Source organism: Pseudomonas sp. ERMR1:02 (assembly GCF_002277815.1).
Taxonomy (GTDB): Bacteria; Pseudomonadota; Gammaproteobacteria; order Pseudomonadales; family Pseudomonadaceae; genus Aquipseudomonas.
In genome coordinates this window covers 420,041-435,263 of sequence record NZ_NKJI01000004.1, presented here as the reverse complement: position 1 = coordinate 435,263, position 15,223 = coordinate 420,041, and the positions used below count along the sequence as shown (strand labels likewise).

The following is a 15,223-nucleotide window of genomic DNA, read 5'->3' as shown; positions in this document are numbered from 1 at the left end:
GATTGCCCGCTCTCTGCTCCGCCAGGAGGAAAGGCCTTGAAAGACCTACTGAATTTGCTGAAAAACCAGGGTCAAGTCGAAGAGTTCGACGCCATCCGCATCGGATTGGCATCGCCTGAGATGATCCGTTCGTGGTCGTTCGGTGAAGTTAAAAAGCCGGAAACCATCAACTACCGTACGTTCAAACCTGAGCGTGACGGCCTGTTCTGCGCCAAGATCTTTGGCCCGGTAAAGGATTACGAGTGCCTGTGCGGTAAGTACAAGCGCTTGAAGCACCGTGGTGTGATCTGCGAGAAGTGCGGCGTTGAAGTCGCGCTGGCAAAAGTTCGTCGTGAGCGCATGGCACACATCGAACTGGCCTCCCCAGTCGCCCACATCTGGTTCCTGAAATCGCTGCCGTCCCGTATCGGTTTGCTGATGGACATGACCCTGCGTGATATCGAGCGCGTTCTCTACTTCGAGAGCTATGTCGTTATCGATCCAGGCATGACCACCCTTGAAAAAGGTCAGCTGCTCAACGACGAGCAGTACTTCGAAGCGCTGGAAGAGTTCGGCGACGATTTCGATGCCCGTATGGGTGCCGAAGCTGTCCGCGAACTGCTGCACGCTATCGATCTGGAACACGAGATTGGCCGTCTGCGTGAAGAGATTCCGCAAACCAACTCCGAAACCAAGATCAAGAAGCTGTCCAAGCGTCTGAAGTTGATGGAAGCCTTCCAGGGTTCCGGCAACTTGCCAGAGTGGATGGTGCTGACCGTTCTGCCGGTTCTGCCGCCAGATCTGCGTCCACTGGTCCCGCTGGATGGCGGTCGCTTCGCGACTTCCGACCTCAACGATCTGTATCGTCGAGTGATCAACCGTAACAACCGTTTGAAGCGCCTGCTGGATCTGTCCGCTCCGGACATCATCGTGCGCAACGAAAAGCGTATGTTGCAGGAAGCTGTCGACGCACTGCTCGACAACGGTCGTCGTGGCCGCGCTATCACCGGTTCCAACAAGCGTCCTCTGAAATCCCTGGCTGACATGATCAAGGGTAAGCAAGGTCGTTTCCGTCAGAACTTGCTCGGTAAGCGTGTTGACTACTCCGGTCGTTCGGTAATTACCGTAGGTCCGACCCTGCGTCTGCACCAGTGTGGTCTGCCGAAGAAGATGGCTCTCGAGCTGTTCAAGCCGTTCATTTTCGGCAAGCTGGAAATGCGTGGTCTCGCTACCACCATCAAAGCTGCCAAGAAGATGGTCGAGCGCGAGCTGCCGGAAGTTTGGGACGTTCTCGCTGAAGTAATCCGTGAACACCCGGTTCTCCTCAACCGTGCACCGACCCTTCACCGTCTGGGTATCCAGGCGTTTGAACCGGTACTGATCGAAGGTAAGGCTATCCAGCTGCATCCGCTGGTCTGTGCTGCGTACAACGCCGACTTCGACGGCGACCAAATGGCCGTGCACGTACCGTTGACGCTGGAAGCCCAGCTGGAAGCGCGTGCGTTGATGATGTCGACCAACAACATTCTGTCGCCAGCCAACGGTGAGCCAATCATCGTTCCGTCGCAGGACGTTGTATTGGGTCTGTACTACATGACTCGTGAAGCGATCAACGCCAAGGGCGAAGGTCGTGTGTTCGCGGATCTGCAGGAAGTTGACCGTGTGTTCCGTGCCGGCGAAGCCGCACTGCACGCCAAAGTCAAAGTGCGGATCAACGAAACCGTCAACGACCGTGATGGCGGCAGCGTAAGCAACACCCGTATCGTCGACACCACTGTCGGCCGTGCGCTGTTGTTCCAGGTTGTGCCAAAAGGCCTGTCGTACGACGTCGTCAACCTGCCAATGAAGAAAAAGGCGATCTCCAAGCTGATCAACCAGTGCTACCGCGTGGTTGGTTTGAAAGAGACCGTGATCTTCGCTGACCAGTTGATGTACACAGGTTTTGCCTATTCGACCATTTCCGGCGTTTCCATCGGTGTTAACGACTTCGTTATCCCGGATGAAAAAGCCCGCATCATCAATGCTGCCACTGATGAAGTAAAAGAGATCGAAAGTCAGTACGCATCCGGCCTGGTAACCCAGGGCGAGAAGTACAACAAAGTGATCGACCTTTGGTCCAAGGCGAACGACGAAGTTTCCAAGGCGATGATGGCCAACCTCTCGAAAGAGAAAGTCATCGACCGTCATGGTGTCGAAGTCGAGCAGGAATCTTTCAACTCGATGTACATGATGGCCGACTCGGGCGCACGGGGTTCTGCTGCGCAGATCCGTCAGCTCGCCGGTATGCGTGGCCTGATGGCCAAGCCGGACGGCTCCATCATCGAAACGCCGATTACTGCGAACTTCCGTGAAGGTTTGAGCGTACTCCAGTACTTCATCTCTACTCACGGTGCTCGTAAAGGTCTGGCGGATACCGCGTTGAAAACCGCTAACTCCGGTTACCTGACGCGTCGTCTGGTAGACGTGGCGCAAGACCTGGTTGTAACCGAGATCGATTGCGGCACCGAGCACGGTCTGCTGATGACTCCGCACATTGAAGGCGGTGACGTTGTAGAACCGTTGGGTGAACGCGTATTGGGTCGTGTTATCGCCCGTGACGTATTCAAGCCAGGTACCGAGGACGTCATTGTTCCTGCTGGCACCCTGGTCGACGAGAAGTGGGTCGAGTTCATCGAGCTCAACAGCATCGATGAAGTGATCGTGCGTTCGCCGATCAGCTGCGAAACCCGCTTCGGTATCTGCGCCAAGTGCTACGGTCGCGATCTGGCTCGTGGTCACCAGGTGAACATCGGTGAAGCGGTCGGCGTTATTGCTGCCCAGTCCATCGGTGAGCCGGGTACCCAGCTGACGATGCGTACGTTCCACATCGGTGGTGCGGCAAGCCGGACCTCCGCTGCGGACAGCGTTCAGGTGAAGAATGGCGGTACCGTTCGTCTGCACAACTTGAAGCACGTGGAACGAGTGGATGGCCACTTGGTAGCCGTGTCTCGTTCTGGTGAGCTGGCTATCGCTGATGACTTCGGTCGTGAGCGTGAGCGTTACAAGCTGCCGTACGGTGCTGTGATTTCGGTTAAAGAAGGTGACAAGGTCGACGCTGGCGCAATCGTGGCCAAGTGGGATCCGCACACTCACCCGATCGTTACCGAAATGAAAGGTACCGTGACCTACGTGGGCATGGAAGAAGGCATCACGATCAAGCGTCAGACTGACGAATTGACCGGTATGACCAACATTGAAGTACTCGACGCCAAAGATCGTCCAGCTGCCGGTAAAGATATCCGTCCTGCTGTGAAGATGGTCGATGACAACGGCAAGGATCTCTTGCTGCCGGGTACCGACGTAATTGCTCAGTACTTCCTGCCTGCTAACGCCTTGGTCGGTGTAGCGGACGGTGCGAAAATTGCGATCGGTGACGTAATCGCTCGTATTCCGCAAGAGACTTCGAAGACCCGTGACATCACCGGTGGTCTGCCGCGTGTTGCTGACTTGTTCGAAGCTCGTCGTCCGAAAGAAGCCTCGATTCTGGCTGAAGTCAGCGGCACCATCGCGTTCGGTAAAGAGACCAAAGGCAAGCGCCGTCTGGTTATCACCCCGAACGACGGTAGCGATCCGTACGAAGAGCTGATTCCGAAGTGGCGTCACCTGAACGTCTTCGAAGGCGAACAAGTGAACCGCGGCGAAGTTATCTCCGACGGTCCAAGCGATCCACACGACATCTTGCGTCTGCTGGGCGTGAGTGCGCTGGCCAAGTACATCGTTAACGAGATCCAGGACGTTTACCGTCTGCAAGGCGTGAAGATCAACGATAAGCACATCGAGACCATCCTGCGTCAGATGCTGCGTAAAGTTGAAATCGCTGAATCCGGCGATTCAAGTTTCATCAAGGGCGACCAGATGGAACTGACTCACGTTCTGGTAGAGAACGAGCGTTTGAGCGGTGAAGATAAGTTTGTCTCCAAGTTCACTCGCGTTCTGCTGGGTATCACCAAGGCGTCGTTGTCCACCGAATCGTTCATCTCGGCGGCTTCCTTCCAGGAAACCACTCGCGTACTGACCGAAGCGGCGGTAACCGGCAAGCGTGATTACCTGCGCGGCCTGAAAGAAAACGTGGTCGTGGGTCGTCTGATTCCGGCTGGTACCGGTTTGGCTTATCACAGCGAGCGTAAGCGTCGCCGTGAAGCAGACAAGCCGTTGCGCGTAAGCGCCAGTGAAGTGGAAGCTGCACTGACCGAAGCGCTGAACTCTAGCGGTAACTGAGTTCTGCGATAAATGAGTGTAAGGCCCTGGTCGCTCCGTTCATCGAATCAAGACAATTTGTCGAGGTCAGATGAGGGGGGAGGTCGGGGCCTTGCCTTGACTGGGGGCAAGATCCTCTTTAGACTCTTGTACCCCTAAATTTGGCGGGGATTCGTTCCTGTCATTTTGCTTTTCTTGCAAGACAATAGCGTCGCAAGACAACAGTGGAGCTAGTAGATGGCAACTATCAACCAGCTGGTACGTCAGCCGCGTAAGCGTATCGTCGAGAAATCCGACGTGCCTGCGCTGCAGAACTGCCCGCAACGTCGTGGCGTGTGCACCCGTGTGTACACCACCACGCCGAAAAAACCTAACTCGGCACTGCGTAAAGTATGCCGTGTGCGTCTGACCAACGGTTTCGAGGTTTCCTCGTACATCGGCGGTGAAGGCCACAACCTGCAAGAGCACAGCGTGGTACTGATCCGCGGCGGTCGTGTAAAAGACTTGCCAGGTGTTCGTTACCACACCGTTCGCGGTTCTTTGGATACTTCCGGCGTTAAAGGTCGTAACCAGGGTCGTTCGAAGTACGGTACCAAGCGTCCGAAGTAATGGTTGCTTGCAGCACAAAACTGATTTCTATTTTTCTGAGTCGATAAGAGTAAGGTCGGAGGCGTCCCGTAATGGGCACCGATTCCGAGCGAACCTGAAGACCGTTTGAGGGCTTATCCATGCCAAGAAGACGCGTAGCAGCCAAGCGCGAAGTGCTTGACGATCCAAAATACGGAAGCCAAATCCTGGCCAAGTTCATGAACCACGTGATGGAAAGCGGCAAGAAAGCCGTTGCCGAGCGTATCGTTTATGGCGCGCTGGAAAAGGTTAAAGAACGCAAGAACAGCGACCCCCTGGAAATCTTCGAGAAAGCTCTCGACGCCATCGCTCCGCTGGTCGAAGTAAAGTCGCGCCGTGTAGGCGGTGCTACTTACCAGGTTCCGGTTGAAGTTCGCCCGTCCCGACGTAACGCTCTGGCAATGCGCTGGTTGGTAGACTTCGCACGTAAGCGCGGCGAGAAGTCTATGGCTCTGCGTTTGGCTGGCGAACTGTTGGACGCTGCCGAAGGTAAGGGTGCTGCAGTTAAGAAGCGTGAAGACGTGCACCGTATGGCTGAAGCTAACAAAGCTTTCTCGCACTACCGCTTCTAATTTTAGCGTCACTAATTTTGCGAGGGCTTTATGGCTCGTACAACACCGATTAATCGCTACCGTAACATTGGTATCGTTGCTCACGTGGATGCTGGTAAAACCACCACCACCGAGCGCGTCCTTTTTTACACTGGCAAAAGTCACAAGATGGGCGAGGTGCATGACGGCGCCGCGACCACAGACTGGATGGTGCAGGAGCAGGAGCGTGGTATTACCATTACTTCTGCTGCTATTACCGCCTTCTGGCAGGGTTCTGCGAAGCAGCACAAAGACCAATACCGCTTCAACGTCATTGATACCCCGGGCCACGTTGACTTCACCATTGAAGTTGAGCGTTCCTTGCGTGTACTCGACGGCGCGGTCGTTGTGTTCTGTGGTACTTCGGGCGTTGAGCCTCAGTCCGAAACCGTATGGCGTCAAGCCAACAAGTACGGCGTTCCACGTATCGTTTACGTGAACAAGATGGACCGTGCTGGCGCAAACTTCCTGCGCGTGATCGCTCAGATCAAGCAGCGTCTGGGTCACACTCCGGTGCCAATCCAGTTGGCTATCGGTTCCGAAGACAACTTCCAGGGTCAGATCGATCTGATGACCATGGAAGCGGTTTACTGGAACGATGCTGACAAGGGTATGACTCCTCGTCGCGAAGCTATTCCTGCTGAGCTGCAGGAGCTGGCTGAAGAGTGGCGTAGCAACATGGTTGAGGCTGCGGCCGAAGCCAGCGAAGAGCTGATGAACAAGTACCTCGAGGGCGAAGAGCTTTCCATCGAGGAAATCAAGGCCGCTCTGCGTCAGCGTACCATTGCTGGTGAGATCGTCCTGGCTGTTTGCGGTTCTTCCTTCAAGAACAAGGGTGTTCCCCTGGTTCTCGACGCCGTTATCGACTACCTGCCGGCTCCGACCGACATTCCTGCCATCAAGGGTACTGACCCGGATGACGAGGAAAAGCAAATGGAGCGTCATGCAGACGACAGCGAGCCGTTCTCGGCTCTGGCGTTCAAGATCGCTACCGACCCATTCGTGGGTACCTTGACCTTCGTCCGCGTTTACTCGGGCGTGTTGGCCTCCGGCGACGGCGTGATCAACTCGGTTAAAGGCAAGAAAGAGCGCGTGGGTCGTATGGTGCAAATGCACGCAAACGCCCGTGAAGAGATCAAGGAAGTACGCGCTGGCGACATCGCGGCCCTGATCGGCATGAAGGACGTCACCACTGGTGAAACTTTGTGCAACGCTGACAAGCCAATCATCCTTGTTCGCATGGACTTCCCGGAGCCGGTTATTTCGGTTGCCGTAGAGCCTAAGACCAAGGATGACCAGGAAAAAATGGGTATCGCTCTGGGTAAACTTGCTCAGGAAGACCCGTCTTTCCGCGTCAAGACTGATGAAGAGACTGGTCAAACGATCATCTCCGGCATGGGCGAGCTGCACCTGGACATCCTGGTTGACCGGATGCGCCGTGAGTTCAACGTCGAAGCCAACATCGGTAAGCCTCAGGTTTCCTATCGTGAGCGCATCACGAAGAACTGTGAGATCGAAGGCAAGTTCGTTCGTCAATCCGGCGGTCGTGGCCAGTTCGGCCATTGCTGGATCCGTTTTGCTCCTGCTGACGAAGGTCAGGAAGGTCTGCAATTCGTGAACGAAGTAGTGGGTGGTGTGGTTCCTAAGGAATACATCCCGGCTATCCAGAAGGGTATCGAAGAGCAGATGAAGAACGGCGTTGTTGCCGGCTATCCGCTGATCGGCCTGAAGGCTACCGTGTTTGATGGTTCTTACCACGACGTCGACTCGAACGAGATGGCGTTTAAGGTGGCTGCTTCCATGGCGACCAAGCAATTGGCCCAGAAGGGCGGTGGTGAGTTGCTTGAGCCGATCATGGCGGTAGAGGTTGTTACGCCTGAAGACTATATGGGTGACGTGATGGGCGACCTTAACCGTCGTCGCGGCATGATTTTGGGTATGGAAGACACGGTCTCCGGCAAGGTAATTCGCGCCGAAGTTCCGCTGGGCGAGATGTTCGGTTATGCGACCGACGTTCGTTCCATGTCCCAGGGTCGCGCAAGCTACTCTATGGAATTCAAAAAATACAATACAGCTCCGTCGCACATCGTCGAAACTGTAACCAAAAAACAAGGCTGATTCAGCCCCTTTAGGCTAGGAGTTAATTGTCGTGGCTAAAGAAAAATTTGATCGTTCCCTTCCGCACGTCAACGTTGGCACTATCGGTCACGTTGACCATGGTAAAACCACACTGACTGCTGCTCTGACTCGTGTTTGCTCCGAGGTTTTCGGTTCGGCAATCGTTGACTTCGACAAGATCGACAGCGCGCCAGAAGAAAAAGCTCGTGGTATCACCATCAACACCGCACACGTTGAGTACAACTCGGCGATTCGTCACTACGCTCACGTTGACTGCCCAGGTCACGCTGACTACGTGAAGAATATGATCACCGGTGCTGCTCAGATGGACGGCGCGATCCTGGTTTGCTCGGCCGCTGATGGTCCGATGCCACAAACCCGTGAGCACATCCTGCTGTCCCGCCAGGTAGGTGTTCCGTACATCGTGGTCTTCCTGAACAAGGCTGACCTGGTAGACGACGCTGAGCTGCTGGAACTGGTTGAGATGGAAGTGCGCGATCTGCTGAGCACTTACGACTTCCCGGGCGATGACACTCCGATCATCATCGGTTCTGCTCGTATGGCGCTGGAAGGCAAAGACGACAACGAAATGGGCACTACCGCTGTTAAGAAGCTGGTAGAGACTCTGGATAGCTACATCCCAGAGCCTGAGCGTGCTATCGACAAGCCATTCCTGATGCCAATCGAAGACGTATTCTCGATCTCTGGTCGCGGCACTGTTGTGACTGGTCGTATCGAGCGCGGTATCGTTCGCATTCAAGATCCACTGGAAATCGTTGGTCTGCGTGACACCACCGTCACCACCTGCACCGGTGTTGAAATGTTCCGCAAGCTGCTCGACGAAGGTCGTGCTGGCGAGAACTGCGGCGTTCTGCTGCGTGGCACCAAGCGTGACGACGTTGAGCGTGGTCAGGTTCTGGTTAAGCCGGGTTCGGTTAAGCCGCACACCAAGTTCACCGCAGAAGTTTACGTTCTGAGCAAGGAAGAAGGCGGTCGTCACACTCCGTTCTTCAAAGGCTACCGTCCACAGTTCTACTTCCGTACTACTGACGTGACCGGTAACTGCGAGCTGCCAGAAGGCGTTGAAATGGTAATGCCAGGTGACAACATTCAGATGACTGTTACCCTGATCAAAACCATCGCAATGGAAGATGGTCTGCGTTTCGCTATCCGTGAAGGCGGTCGTACCGTCGGCGCTGGCGTCGTAGCCAAAATCATCGAGTAAGCTCTTTTTTGAGTTAGCTTTGAAGGTTTGAAAAAGCCCCCGCTCAGCGGGGGCTTTTTTATTGGGTTGACACCTATCTGGGGCGTCTATAGAATTGCGCCTCCTTTTAACGGGCGTATTGCGCTCGGTGGGAATAGCAGCCGGAGTCTGAAATCCAATGCAAAATCAGCAAATCCGTATCAGGTTGAAGGCTTTTGACCATCGCCTGATCGACCAATCCACCCAGGAAATCGTGGAAACCGCGAAACGTACTGGTGCTCAAGTGCGTGGTCCAATTCCACTGCCTACCCGTAAAGAGCGGTTCACCGTTCTGGTCTCCCCGCACGTCAACAAAGACGCGCGTGACCAGTACGAGATCCGCACTCATAAGCGCGTTCTGGACATCGTCCAGCCAACGGATAAAACCGTTGATGCACTTATGAAGCTTGATCTTGCGGCCGGTGTGGAAGTGCAGATCAGCCTCGGCTAAGACTCGGTCTTAGTCGTGTAACGCTCTGAAATGGGCGGCCATAGCGGGTGAAAGCCCCGTACACTCATGAGGTTTACAACATGACTATTGGTGTAGTCGGTCGTAAATGCGGTATGACCCGTATTTTCACCGAAGAAGGTGTCTCCATTCCGGTCACGGTCATTGAGATCGAACCGAATCGCGTCACCCAGTTCAAAACTGAAGAGACCGATGGCTATCGTGCAGTGCAAGTCACTGTCGGCGAGCGTCGTGCTTCGCGTGTAACAGCAGCTCAGGCTGGCCACTTCGCTAAAGCGAACGTTGCCGCTGGTCGTACCGTAATGGAATTCCGCCTTGAAGAAGGCGAATACCAGGCCGGCGATCTGATCAACGCTGAAATCTTCGCCGCTGGTCAACTGGTTGATGTAACCGGTCAGTCCAAAGGTAAAGGCTTCCAGGGTACGATCAAGCGTTGGAATTTCCGCGGGCAAGATAACACCCACGGTAACTCCGTATCCCACCGCGTTCCAGGCTCTATCGGCCAGTGCCAGACTCCTGGTCGTGTATTCAAGGGCAAAAAAATGTCCGGTCATATGGGCGCTGAGCGCGTGACCGTGCAGTCCCTCGAAGTAGTGCGCGTGGACGCTGAACGCAATCTGTTGTTGGTCAAGGGCGCTGTTCCTGGCGCTACTGGCGGCAACTTGGTTGTACGTCCAGCAGCCAAGGCTCGCGGTTAAGGGGAAGCTGACATGCAATTAAATGTAAATGACGCTCAAGCGATCGAAGTTTCCGAACTGACATTTGGCGGCGAATTCAACGAGACGCTGGTTCACCAAGCAGTCGTGGCCTACATGGCTGGCGGTCGTCAGGGTTCCAAGCAGCAAAAGACCCGTTCCGACGTTCGTGGTGGCGGTAAGCGCCCATGGCGTCAGAAAGGTACTGGCCGTGCTCGTGCCGGTACTATCCGTAGCCCAATCTGGCGTGGCGGCGGTACCACTTTCGCAGCTCGTCCTCAGGATCACTCCCAGAAGCTGAACAAGAAGATGTATCGCGCAGCAATGCGTTCCATCCTTGCTGAGCTGGTGCGTACTGATCGTCTGGTCGTGGTTCAGGATTTCGCCGTTGAAACGCCGAAAACCAAAGACCTGCTGGGCAAGCTGAACAACATGAGCCTGACCGACGTTCTGATCGTGTCGGACGCTGTTGATCAGAACCTGTACCTGGCTGCTCGTAACCTGCCACACGTAGATGTACGTGACGTGCAAGGTTCCGATCCAGTTAGTCTGATCGCATACGACAAGGTGTTGATCACCGTGTCGGCCGTGAAGAAATTCGAGGAGCTGCTGGGATGAACCAGGAACGCGTATTTAAAGTTCTGCTTGGCCCGCACGTTTCCGAGAAGGCTACGGTTCTGGCAGACAAGAAAGGCCAGTTCGTTTTCAAGGTTGCTACTGATGCAACCAAGCTGGAAATCAAGAAGGCCGTCGAAAGCCTGTTCAGCGTGAAAGTAGAGCGTGTTACTACCCTGAATGTTCTGGGTAAGAGCAAGCGCACTGCTCGCGGTCTGGGCAAGCGTAATGACTGGAAGAAGGCAGTTATCTCCCTTCAGCCAGGCCAAGATCTCGATTTCAGCAGCAGTGCTGAGTAAGGAAGGGGTGCATCATGGCAATCGTTAAATGCAAACCGACTTCCCCTGGCCGCCGTCATGTGGTCAAGGTGGTCAACCAGGAGCTGCATAAAGGCGCTCCTCACGCACCGCTGCTCGAGAAGAAATCGAAGTCTGGTGGTCGTAACAACAATGGTCGTATTACCACTCGTCACATCGGTGGTGGTCATAAGCAGCATTATCGTCTGGTCGATTTCCGTCGCAACGACAAAGATGGCATTCCAGCCACTGTCGAGCGTATCGAATACGATCCAAACCGTACTGCTCACATTGCTCTTATGTTGTACGCAGACGGCGAACGCCGTTACATCATCGCCCCTAAAGGCGTGAACGCTGGCGACCAGCTGATTTCGGGTGCTTTGGCTCCGATCAAGCCAGGCAACCAGTTGCAACTGCGCAGCATTCCAGTTGGTAGCACCGTACACGGCATCGAATTGAAGCCAGGTAAAGGCGCTCAGATCGCTCGTTCCGCTGGTGCTTCGGCTCAGCTGATCGCTCGTGAAGGTGTCTACGTGACCCTGCGTCTGCGTTCCGGTGAAATGCGTAAAGTCCTGGCTGAATGCCGTGCGACCCTGGGCGAAGTCTCGAACTCCGAGCACAGCCTGCGTTCGCTGGGTAAAGCTGGTGCCAAACGCTGGCGTGGCGTTCGCCCAACCGTTCGTGGTGTTGCCATGAACCCGGTTGACCACCCACATGGTGGTGGTGAAGGTCGTACCTCTGGTGGTCGTCATCCGGTATCGCCATGGGGCTTCCCGACTAAGGGCGCGAAGACTCGTGGTAATAAGCGTACCGACAAAATGATCGTCCGTCGTCGCAAGTAAATAGAGGGATACGACAGTGCCACGTTCTCTGAAAAAAGGTCCTTTTATCGATCTTCACCTACTGAAGAAGATCGAAGTGGCGGCGGAAAAGAACGATCGCAAACCGGTGAAAACCTGGTCGCGTCGTTCGATGATCCTGCCACAAATGGTCGGTTTGACCATCGCAGTACACAACGGTCGTCAGCACGTCCCAGTTCTCGTTAACGAAGACATGGTCGGCCACAAACTGGGCGAGTTCGCCGGTACCCGCACTTATCGCGGGCACGTGGCAGACAAGAAAGCCAAGCGTTAAGGGGTTAGGAAATGGAAGTAGCCGCTAAGTTGTCGGGCGCTCGAATCTCCGCCCAGAAAGCCCGCTTGGTCGCCGACCAGATCCGCGGGAAGAAGGTGGGCGAAGCGCTCAACCTGTTGGCTTTCAGCAGTAAGAAAGCCGCCGAGATCATGAAAAAAGTGCTGGAGTCGGCCGTAGCCAACGCCGAGCATAACGAAGGCGCAGACGTTGATGACCTGAAGGTCAGCACCGTTTTCGTCAACGAAGGGCGTTCGCTGAAGCGCATCATGCCACGTGCCAAAGGCCGTGCTGATCGCATCGTCAAGCGGTCTTGCCATATCACTGTCAAGGTTGCTGACAAGTAACGGAGTCGAAGAGATGGGTCAGAAAGTACATCCCATTGGCATTCGCCTGGGAATCGTCAAGGAGCACACCTCCGTCTGGTACGCAGACGGTCGGACTTATGCGGACTATTTGTTCGCTGATCTGAAGGTGCGCGAGTATCTCCAAGACAAACTAAAAAGCGCGTCCGTAAGCCGTATCGATATCCATCGTCCGGCGCAAACTGCACGTATCACCATCCACACCGCTCGTCCAGGTATTGTTATCGGGAAGAAAGGTGAAGATGTTGAGAAACTGCGTCAGGACCTGACCAAGCAAATGGGTGTGCCTGTGCACATCAATATCGAAGAGATCCGCAAGCCGGAGCTCGACGGTATGCTGGTTGCGCAGAGCGTAGCTCAGCAGCTGGAGCGTCGTGTAATGTTCCGTCGCGCTATGAAGCGCGCTGTTCAGAACGCCATGCGCATTGGTGCCAAAGGCATCAAAATCCAAGTGAGCGGTCGTCTCGGCGGTGCTGAAATCGCACGTACTGAATGGTATCGCGAAGGTCGTGTGCCACTGCACACCCTGCGTGCCGACATCGACTATGCCAACTACGAAGCTCACACCACCTACGGTGTGATCGGTGTAAAGGTTTGGATCTTCAAAGGCGAAGTAATTGGTGGTCGCCAAGAAGAACTGAAACCACAAGCACCAGCGCCTCGTAAAAAAGCTGCTAAGTAAGGGGTACGCCAAATGTTGCAACCAAAGCGTACGAAGTTCCGCAAGCAGATGACAGGCCACAACCGTGGTCTGGCACAGCGCGGTAGCAAAGTCAGCTTCGGCGAATATGCGCTGAAGTCTGTAGCTCGTGGTCGTCTCACCGCTCGTCAGATCGAGTCAGCGCGTCGTGCACTGACCCGTCACGTTAAACGTGGCGGCAAGATCTGGATCCGTGTATTCCCGGACAAGCCTATTTCCAAAAAGCCACTCGAAGTTCGGATGGGTAAAGGTAAGGGTAGTGTGGAGTACTGGGTTGCCCAGATTCAGCCAGGCAAAGTCCTGTATGAAATCGAGGGTGTTACTGAAGAGCTGGCGCGTGAGGCTTTTGCCCTGGCTGCTGCAAAGCTGCCGCTCGCCACCGCCTTTGTTAAACGGACGGTGATGTGATGAAAGCGAATGAACTTCGTGAAAAATCCGCACAGCAGCTGAACGAGCAACTGCTCGGCCTGCTGCGCGACCAGTTCAATCTGCGTATGCAGAAAGCAACTGGCCAGTTGGGGCAGTCTCATCTGCTCTCGCAAGTTAAACGTGACATCGCTCGCGTGAAAACTGTGCTCAACCAGCAGGCAGGTAAGTAATCATGGCTGAAGCCGAAAAAACTGTCCGTACGCTGACTGGCCGTGTTGTCAGCGACAAGATGGACAAAACCATCACCGTTCTGATCGAGCGTCGCGTTAAGCATCCGATCTACGGTAAATACGTTAAGCGTTCGACTAAGCTGCACGCGCACGACGAAACCAATCAGTGCCACATCGGCGACAAAGTCACTATTCGTGAAACTCGTCCTTTGGCCAAGACCAAGTCTTGGGCGCTGGTTGATGTTCTCGAACGCGCTGTGGAAGTCTAAGGACTAGGGGTCGGAGAAATTATATGATTCAGACTCAATCCATGCTCGATGTGGCCGATAACAGCGGCGCACGCCGCGTTATGTGCATCAAGGTGCTGGGTGGCTCCCATCGTCGTTACGCTGGTATCGGTGACATCATCAAGGTTACCGTCAAGGAAGCAATTCCTCGCGGTAAAGTGAAAAAAGGCCAAGTGATGACTGCTGTTGTAGTCCGCACTCGTCACGGCGTACGTCGTGCTGATGGCTCCATTATCCGCTTTGATGGCAACGCTGCTGTTCTTCTGAACAACAAGCAAGAGCCGATCGGCACCCGTATCTTTGGGCCAGTGACGCGTGAACTTCGTACTGAGAAGTTCATGAAGATCGTCTCGCTCGCCCCAGAAGTGCTGTAAGGAGATCCGACATGCAAAAGATTCGTCGTGACGACGAGATCATCGTGATCGCCGGCAAAGACAAAGGTAAGCGCGGTAAGGTGCTCAAGGTTCTCGCTAATAACCGTCTGGTTATCGGTGGTCTGAACCTGGTCAAGCGTCATACCAAGCCTAACCCGATGTCGGGCGTACAAGGCGGTATCGTCGAAAAAGAAGCTCCACTGGACGCTTCTAACGTCGCCATTTTCAACGGCGAAACCAACAAGGCTGATCGCGTTGGTTTCAAAGTAGAAGACGGCAAGAAAATTCGTGTCTTCAAGTCGACCCAAAAAGCGGTTGATGCTTGAACACTGCTAGGTAGATGAGACCATGGCACGACTAAAAGAGATTTACTGGAAAGAAATCGCACCGAAGCTTAAGGAAGAACTTAAGCTTTCGAACGTGATGGAAGTTCCACGCGTTACAAAAATCACCCTGAACATGGGTCTGGGCGAAGCGGTCGGTGACAAAAAAGTCATCGAGCACGCTGTTGCCGACCTGGAAAAGATCACCGGCCAGAAAGTCGTTGTGACCTACGCTCGCAAATCCATCGCTGGCTTTAAAGTCCGTGAAGGTTGGCCGATCGGCGTCAAAGTGACCCTGCGCCGTGAGCGTATGTACGAGTTCCTGGATCGTCTGCTGTCGATCTCCCTGCCTCGGGTTCGCGACTTCCGCGGCCTGAATGCCAAGTCCTTCGATGGTCGTGGTAACTACAGCATGGGCGTGAAAGAGCAGATCATCTTCCCGGAAATCGACTACGACAAGATCGATGCTCTCCGCGGTCTGGACATCACCCTGACCACCACTGCCAAGAACGATGATGAAGGCCGCGCTCTGCTGCGTGCGTTCAAATTCCCGTTCCGCAACTGATTGGAGTAGGA

The 15,223-nt window shown here is 54.6% G+C and carries 19 protein-coding genes; all 19 read left to right on the top strand.

Going from position 1 to position 15,223, the window contains the following annotated elements; genetic code table 11:
* Window positions 1-36: 36 nt before the first annotated feature.
* The gene (gene rpoC, locus CES87_RS10715) at window positions 37-4,236 is read left to right on the top strand and encodes a DNA-directed RNA polymerase subunit beta' (protein WP_128606093.1); all 4,200 of its coding nucleotides are present in this window, start codon (window positions 37-39) and stop codon (window positions 4,234-4,236) included.
* Between the two features lie 216 nt (window positions 4,237-4,452).
* Window positions 4,453-4,824, top strand: coding sequence for a 30S ribosomal protein S12 (gene rpsL, locus CES87_RS10710; RefSeq protein ID WP_003186084.1), 372 nt, complete (start codon window positions 4,453-4,455; stop codon window positions 4,822-4,824).
* A 119-nt stretch (window positions 4,825-4,943) separates the two neighbouring features.
* Complete coding sequence (rpsG, locus tag CES87_RS10705) at window positions 4,944-5,414, top strand: 30S ribosomal protein S7 (RefSeq protein ID WP_002555493.1); 471 nt, start codon at window positions 4,944-4,946, stop codon at window positions 5,412-5,414.
* Window positions 5,415-5,444: 30 nt separating this feature from the next.
* Window positions 5,445-7,550 (top strand): elongation factor G, encoded by a 2,106-nt coding sequence (gene fusA / locus CES87_RS10700; protein ID WP_128606092.1) that lies wholly within the window; start codon window positions 5,445-5,447, stop codon window positions 7,548-7,550.
* A 31-nt stretch (window positions 7,551-7,581) separates the two neighbouring features.
* Window positions 7,582-8,775, top strand: a complete 1,194-nt coding sequence (tuf, locus tag CES87_RS10695; RefSeq protein ID WP_128606091.1) for an elongation factor Tu — start codon at window positions 7,582-7,584, stop codon at window positions 8,773-8,775.
* 157 nt (window positions 8,776-8,932) lie between these two features.
* Window positions 8,933-9,244: a 30S ribosomal protein S10 gene (gene rpsJ, locus CES87_RS10690; protein WP_003186070.1), complete on the top strand. Its 312-nt coding sequence runs from the start codon at window positions 8,933-8,935 to the stop codon at window positions 9,242-9,244.
* 80 nt (window positions 9,245-9,324) lie between these two features.
* Window positions 9,325-9,960 carry a 50S ribosomal protein L3 gene (gene rplC, locus CES87_RS10685; protein WP_003186059.1) on the top strand — a complete coding sequence of 212 codons (636 nt, stop codon included), beginning with the start codon at window positions 9,325-9,327 and terminating at the stop codon, window positions 9,958-9,960.
* 12 nt (window positions 9,961-9,972) lie between these two features.
* Entirely contained in the window at window positions 9,973-10,575 is a 603-nt protein-coding gene (rplD, locus tag CES87_RS10680; RefSeq protein ID WP_003228735.1) for a 50S ribosomal protein L4, read from the top strand.
* Window positions 10,572-10,871, top strand: coding sequence for a 50S ribosomal protein L23 (rplW, locus tag CES87_RS10675; protein WP_002555488.1), 300 nt, complete (start codon window positions 10,572-10,574; stop codon window positions 10,869-10,871). Before rplD ends, rplW begins: the two co-directional genes overlap by 4 nt.
* A 14-nt stretch (window positions 10,872-10,885) precedes the next feature.
* A complete protein-coding gene (gene rplB, locus CES87_RS10670) occupies window positions 10,886-11,710 on the top strand; it encodes a 50S ribosomal protein L2 (RefSeq protein ID WP_008030897.1) in 825 nt (274 codons plus the stop codon).
* A gap of 16 nt (window positions 11,711-11,726) precedes the next feature.
* The gene (gene rpsS, locus CES87_RS10665; RefSeq protein ID WP_002555486.1) at window positions 11,727-12,002 is read left to right on the top strand and encodes a 30S ribosomal protein S19; all 276 of its coding nucleotides are present in this window, start codon (window positions 11,727-11,729) and stop codon (window positions 12,000-12,002) included.
* 11 nt (window positions 12,003-12,013) lie between these two features.
* Window positions 12,014-12,346, top strand: a complete 333-nt coding sequence (rplV, locus tag CES87_RS10660) for a 50S ribosomal protein L22 (RefSeq protein ID WP_003103908.1) — start codon at window positions 12,014-12,016, stop codon at window positions 12,344-12,346.
* A 13-nt stretch (window positions 12,347-12,359) separates the two neighbouring features.
* Window positions 12,360-13,046, top strand: a complete 687-nt coding sequence (rpsC, locus tag CES87_RS10655; protein WP_003176422.1) for a 30S ribosomal protein S3 — start codon at window positions 12,360-12,362, stop codon at window positions 13,044-13,046.
* Window positions 13,047-13,058: 12 nt separating this feature from the next.
* Complete coding sequence (rplP, locus tag CES87_RS10650; protein WP_045057467.1) at window positions 13,059-13,472, top strand: 50S ribosomal protein L16; 414 nt, start codon at window positions 13,059-13,061, stop codon at window positions 13,470-13,472.
* Window positions 13,472-13,663, top strand: coding sequence for a 50S ribosomal protein L29 (gene rpmC / locus CES87_RS10645; RefSeq protein ID WP_002555481.1), 192 nt, complete (start codon window positions 13,472-13,474; stop codon window positions 13,661-13,663). Before rplP ends, rpmC begins: the two co-directional genes overlap by 1 nt.
* A gap of 2 nt (window positions 13,664-13,665) precedes the next feature.
* The gene (gene rpsQ, locus CES87_RS10640; protein ID WP_003176419.1) at window positions 13,666-13,932 is read left to right on the top strand and encodes a 30S ribosomal protein S17; all 267 of its coding nucleotides are present in this window, start codon (window positions 13,666-13,668) and stop codon (window positions 13,930-13,932) included.
* Between the two features lie 23 nt (window positions 13,933-13,955).
* Window positions 13,956-14,324, top strand: a complete 369-nt coding sequence (gene rplN / locus CES87_RS10635; protein WP_002555479.1) for a 50S ribosomal protein L14 — start codon at window positions 13,956-13,958, stop codon at window positions 14,322-14,324.
* Between the two features lie 11 nt (window positions 14,325-14,335).
* Entirely contained in the window at window positions 14,336-14,650 is a 315-nt protein-coding gene (gene rplX, locus CES87_RS10630; protein ID WP_003176416.1) for a 50S ribosomal protein L24, read from the top strand.
* Between the two features lie 22 nt (window positions 14,651-14,672).
* Entirely contained in the window at window positions 14,673-15,212 is a 540-nt protein-coding gene (rplE, locus tag CES87_RS10625) for a 50S ribosomal protein L5 (RefSeq protein ID WP_003176415.1), read from the top strand.
* Window positions 15,213-15,223: the final 11 nt, after the last annotated feature.

Coding starts and splice junctions, on each gene's coding strand:
- rpsL (WP_003186084.1), top strand. CDS start 4,453: ATGGCAACTATCAACCAGCTGGTACGTCAGCCGCGTAAGCGTATCGTC.
- rplC (WP_003186059.1), top strand. CDS start 9,325: ATGACTATTGGTGTAGTCGGTCGTAAATGCGGTATGACCCGTATTTTC.
- rplE (WP_003176415.1), top strand. CDS start 14,673: ATGGCACGACTAAAAGAGATTTACTGGAAAGAAATCGCACCGAAGCTT.
- rplW (WP_002555488.1), top strand. CDS start 10,572: ATGAACCAGGAACGCGTATTTAAAGTTCTGCTTGGCCCGCACGTTTCC.
- rpsC (WP_003176422.1), top strand. CDS start 12,360: ATGGGTCAGAAAGTACATCCCATTGGCATTCGCCTGGGAATCGTCAAG.
- rplV (WP_003103908.1), top strand. CDS start 12,014: ATGGAAGTAGCCGCTAAGTTGTCGGGCGCTCGAATCTCCGCCCAGAAA.
- rplX (WP_003176416.1), top strand. CDS start 14,336: ATGCAAAAGATTCGTCGTGACGACGAGATCATCGTGATCGCCGGCAAA.
- rpsG (WP_002555493.1), top strand. CDS start 4,944: ATGCCAAGAAGACGCGTAGCAGCCAAGCGCGAAGTGCTTGACGATCCA.
- rplB (WP_008030897.1), top strand. CDS start 10,886: ATGGCAATCGTTAAATGCAAACCGACTTCCCCTGGCCGCCGTCATGTG.
- rplN (WP_002555479.1), top strand. CDS start 13,956: ATGATTCAGACTCAATCCATGCTCGATGTGGCCGATAACAGCGGCGCA.
- rpmC (WP_002555481.1), top strand. CDS start 13,472: ATGAAAGCGAATGAACTTCGTGAAAAATCCGCACAGCAGCTGAACGAG.
- rpsJ (WP_003186070.1), top strand. CDS start 8,933: ATGCAAAATCAGCAAATCCGTATCAGGTTGAAGGCTTTTGACCATCGC.
- rpsQ (WP_003176419.1), top strand. CDS start 13,666: ATGGCTGAAGCCGAAAAAACTGTCCGTACGCTGACTGGCCGTGTTGTC.
- rplP (WP_045057467.1), top strand. CDS start 13,059: ATGTTGCAACCAAAGCGTACGAAGTTCCGCAAGCAGATGACAGGCCAC.
- fusA (WP_128606092.1), top strand. CDS start 5,445: ATGGCTCGTACAACACCGATTAATCGCTACCGTAACATTGGTATCGTT.
- rplD (WP_003228735.1), top strand. CDS start 9,973: ATGCAATTAAATGTAAATGACGCTCAAGCGATCGAAGTTTCCGAACTG.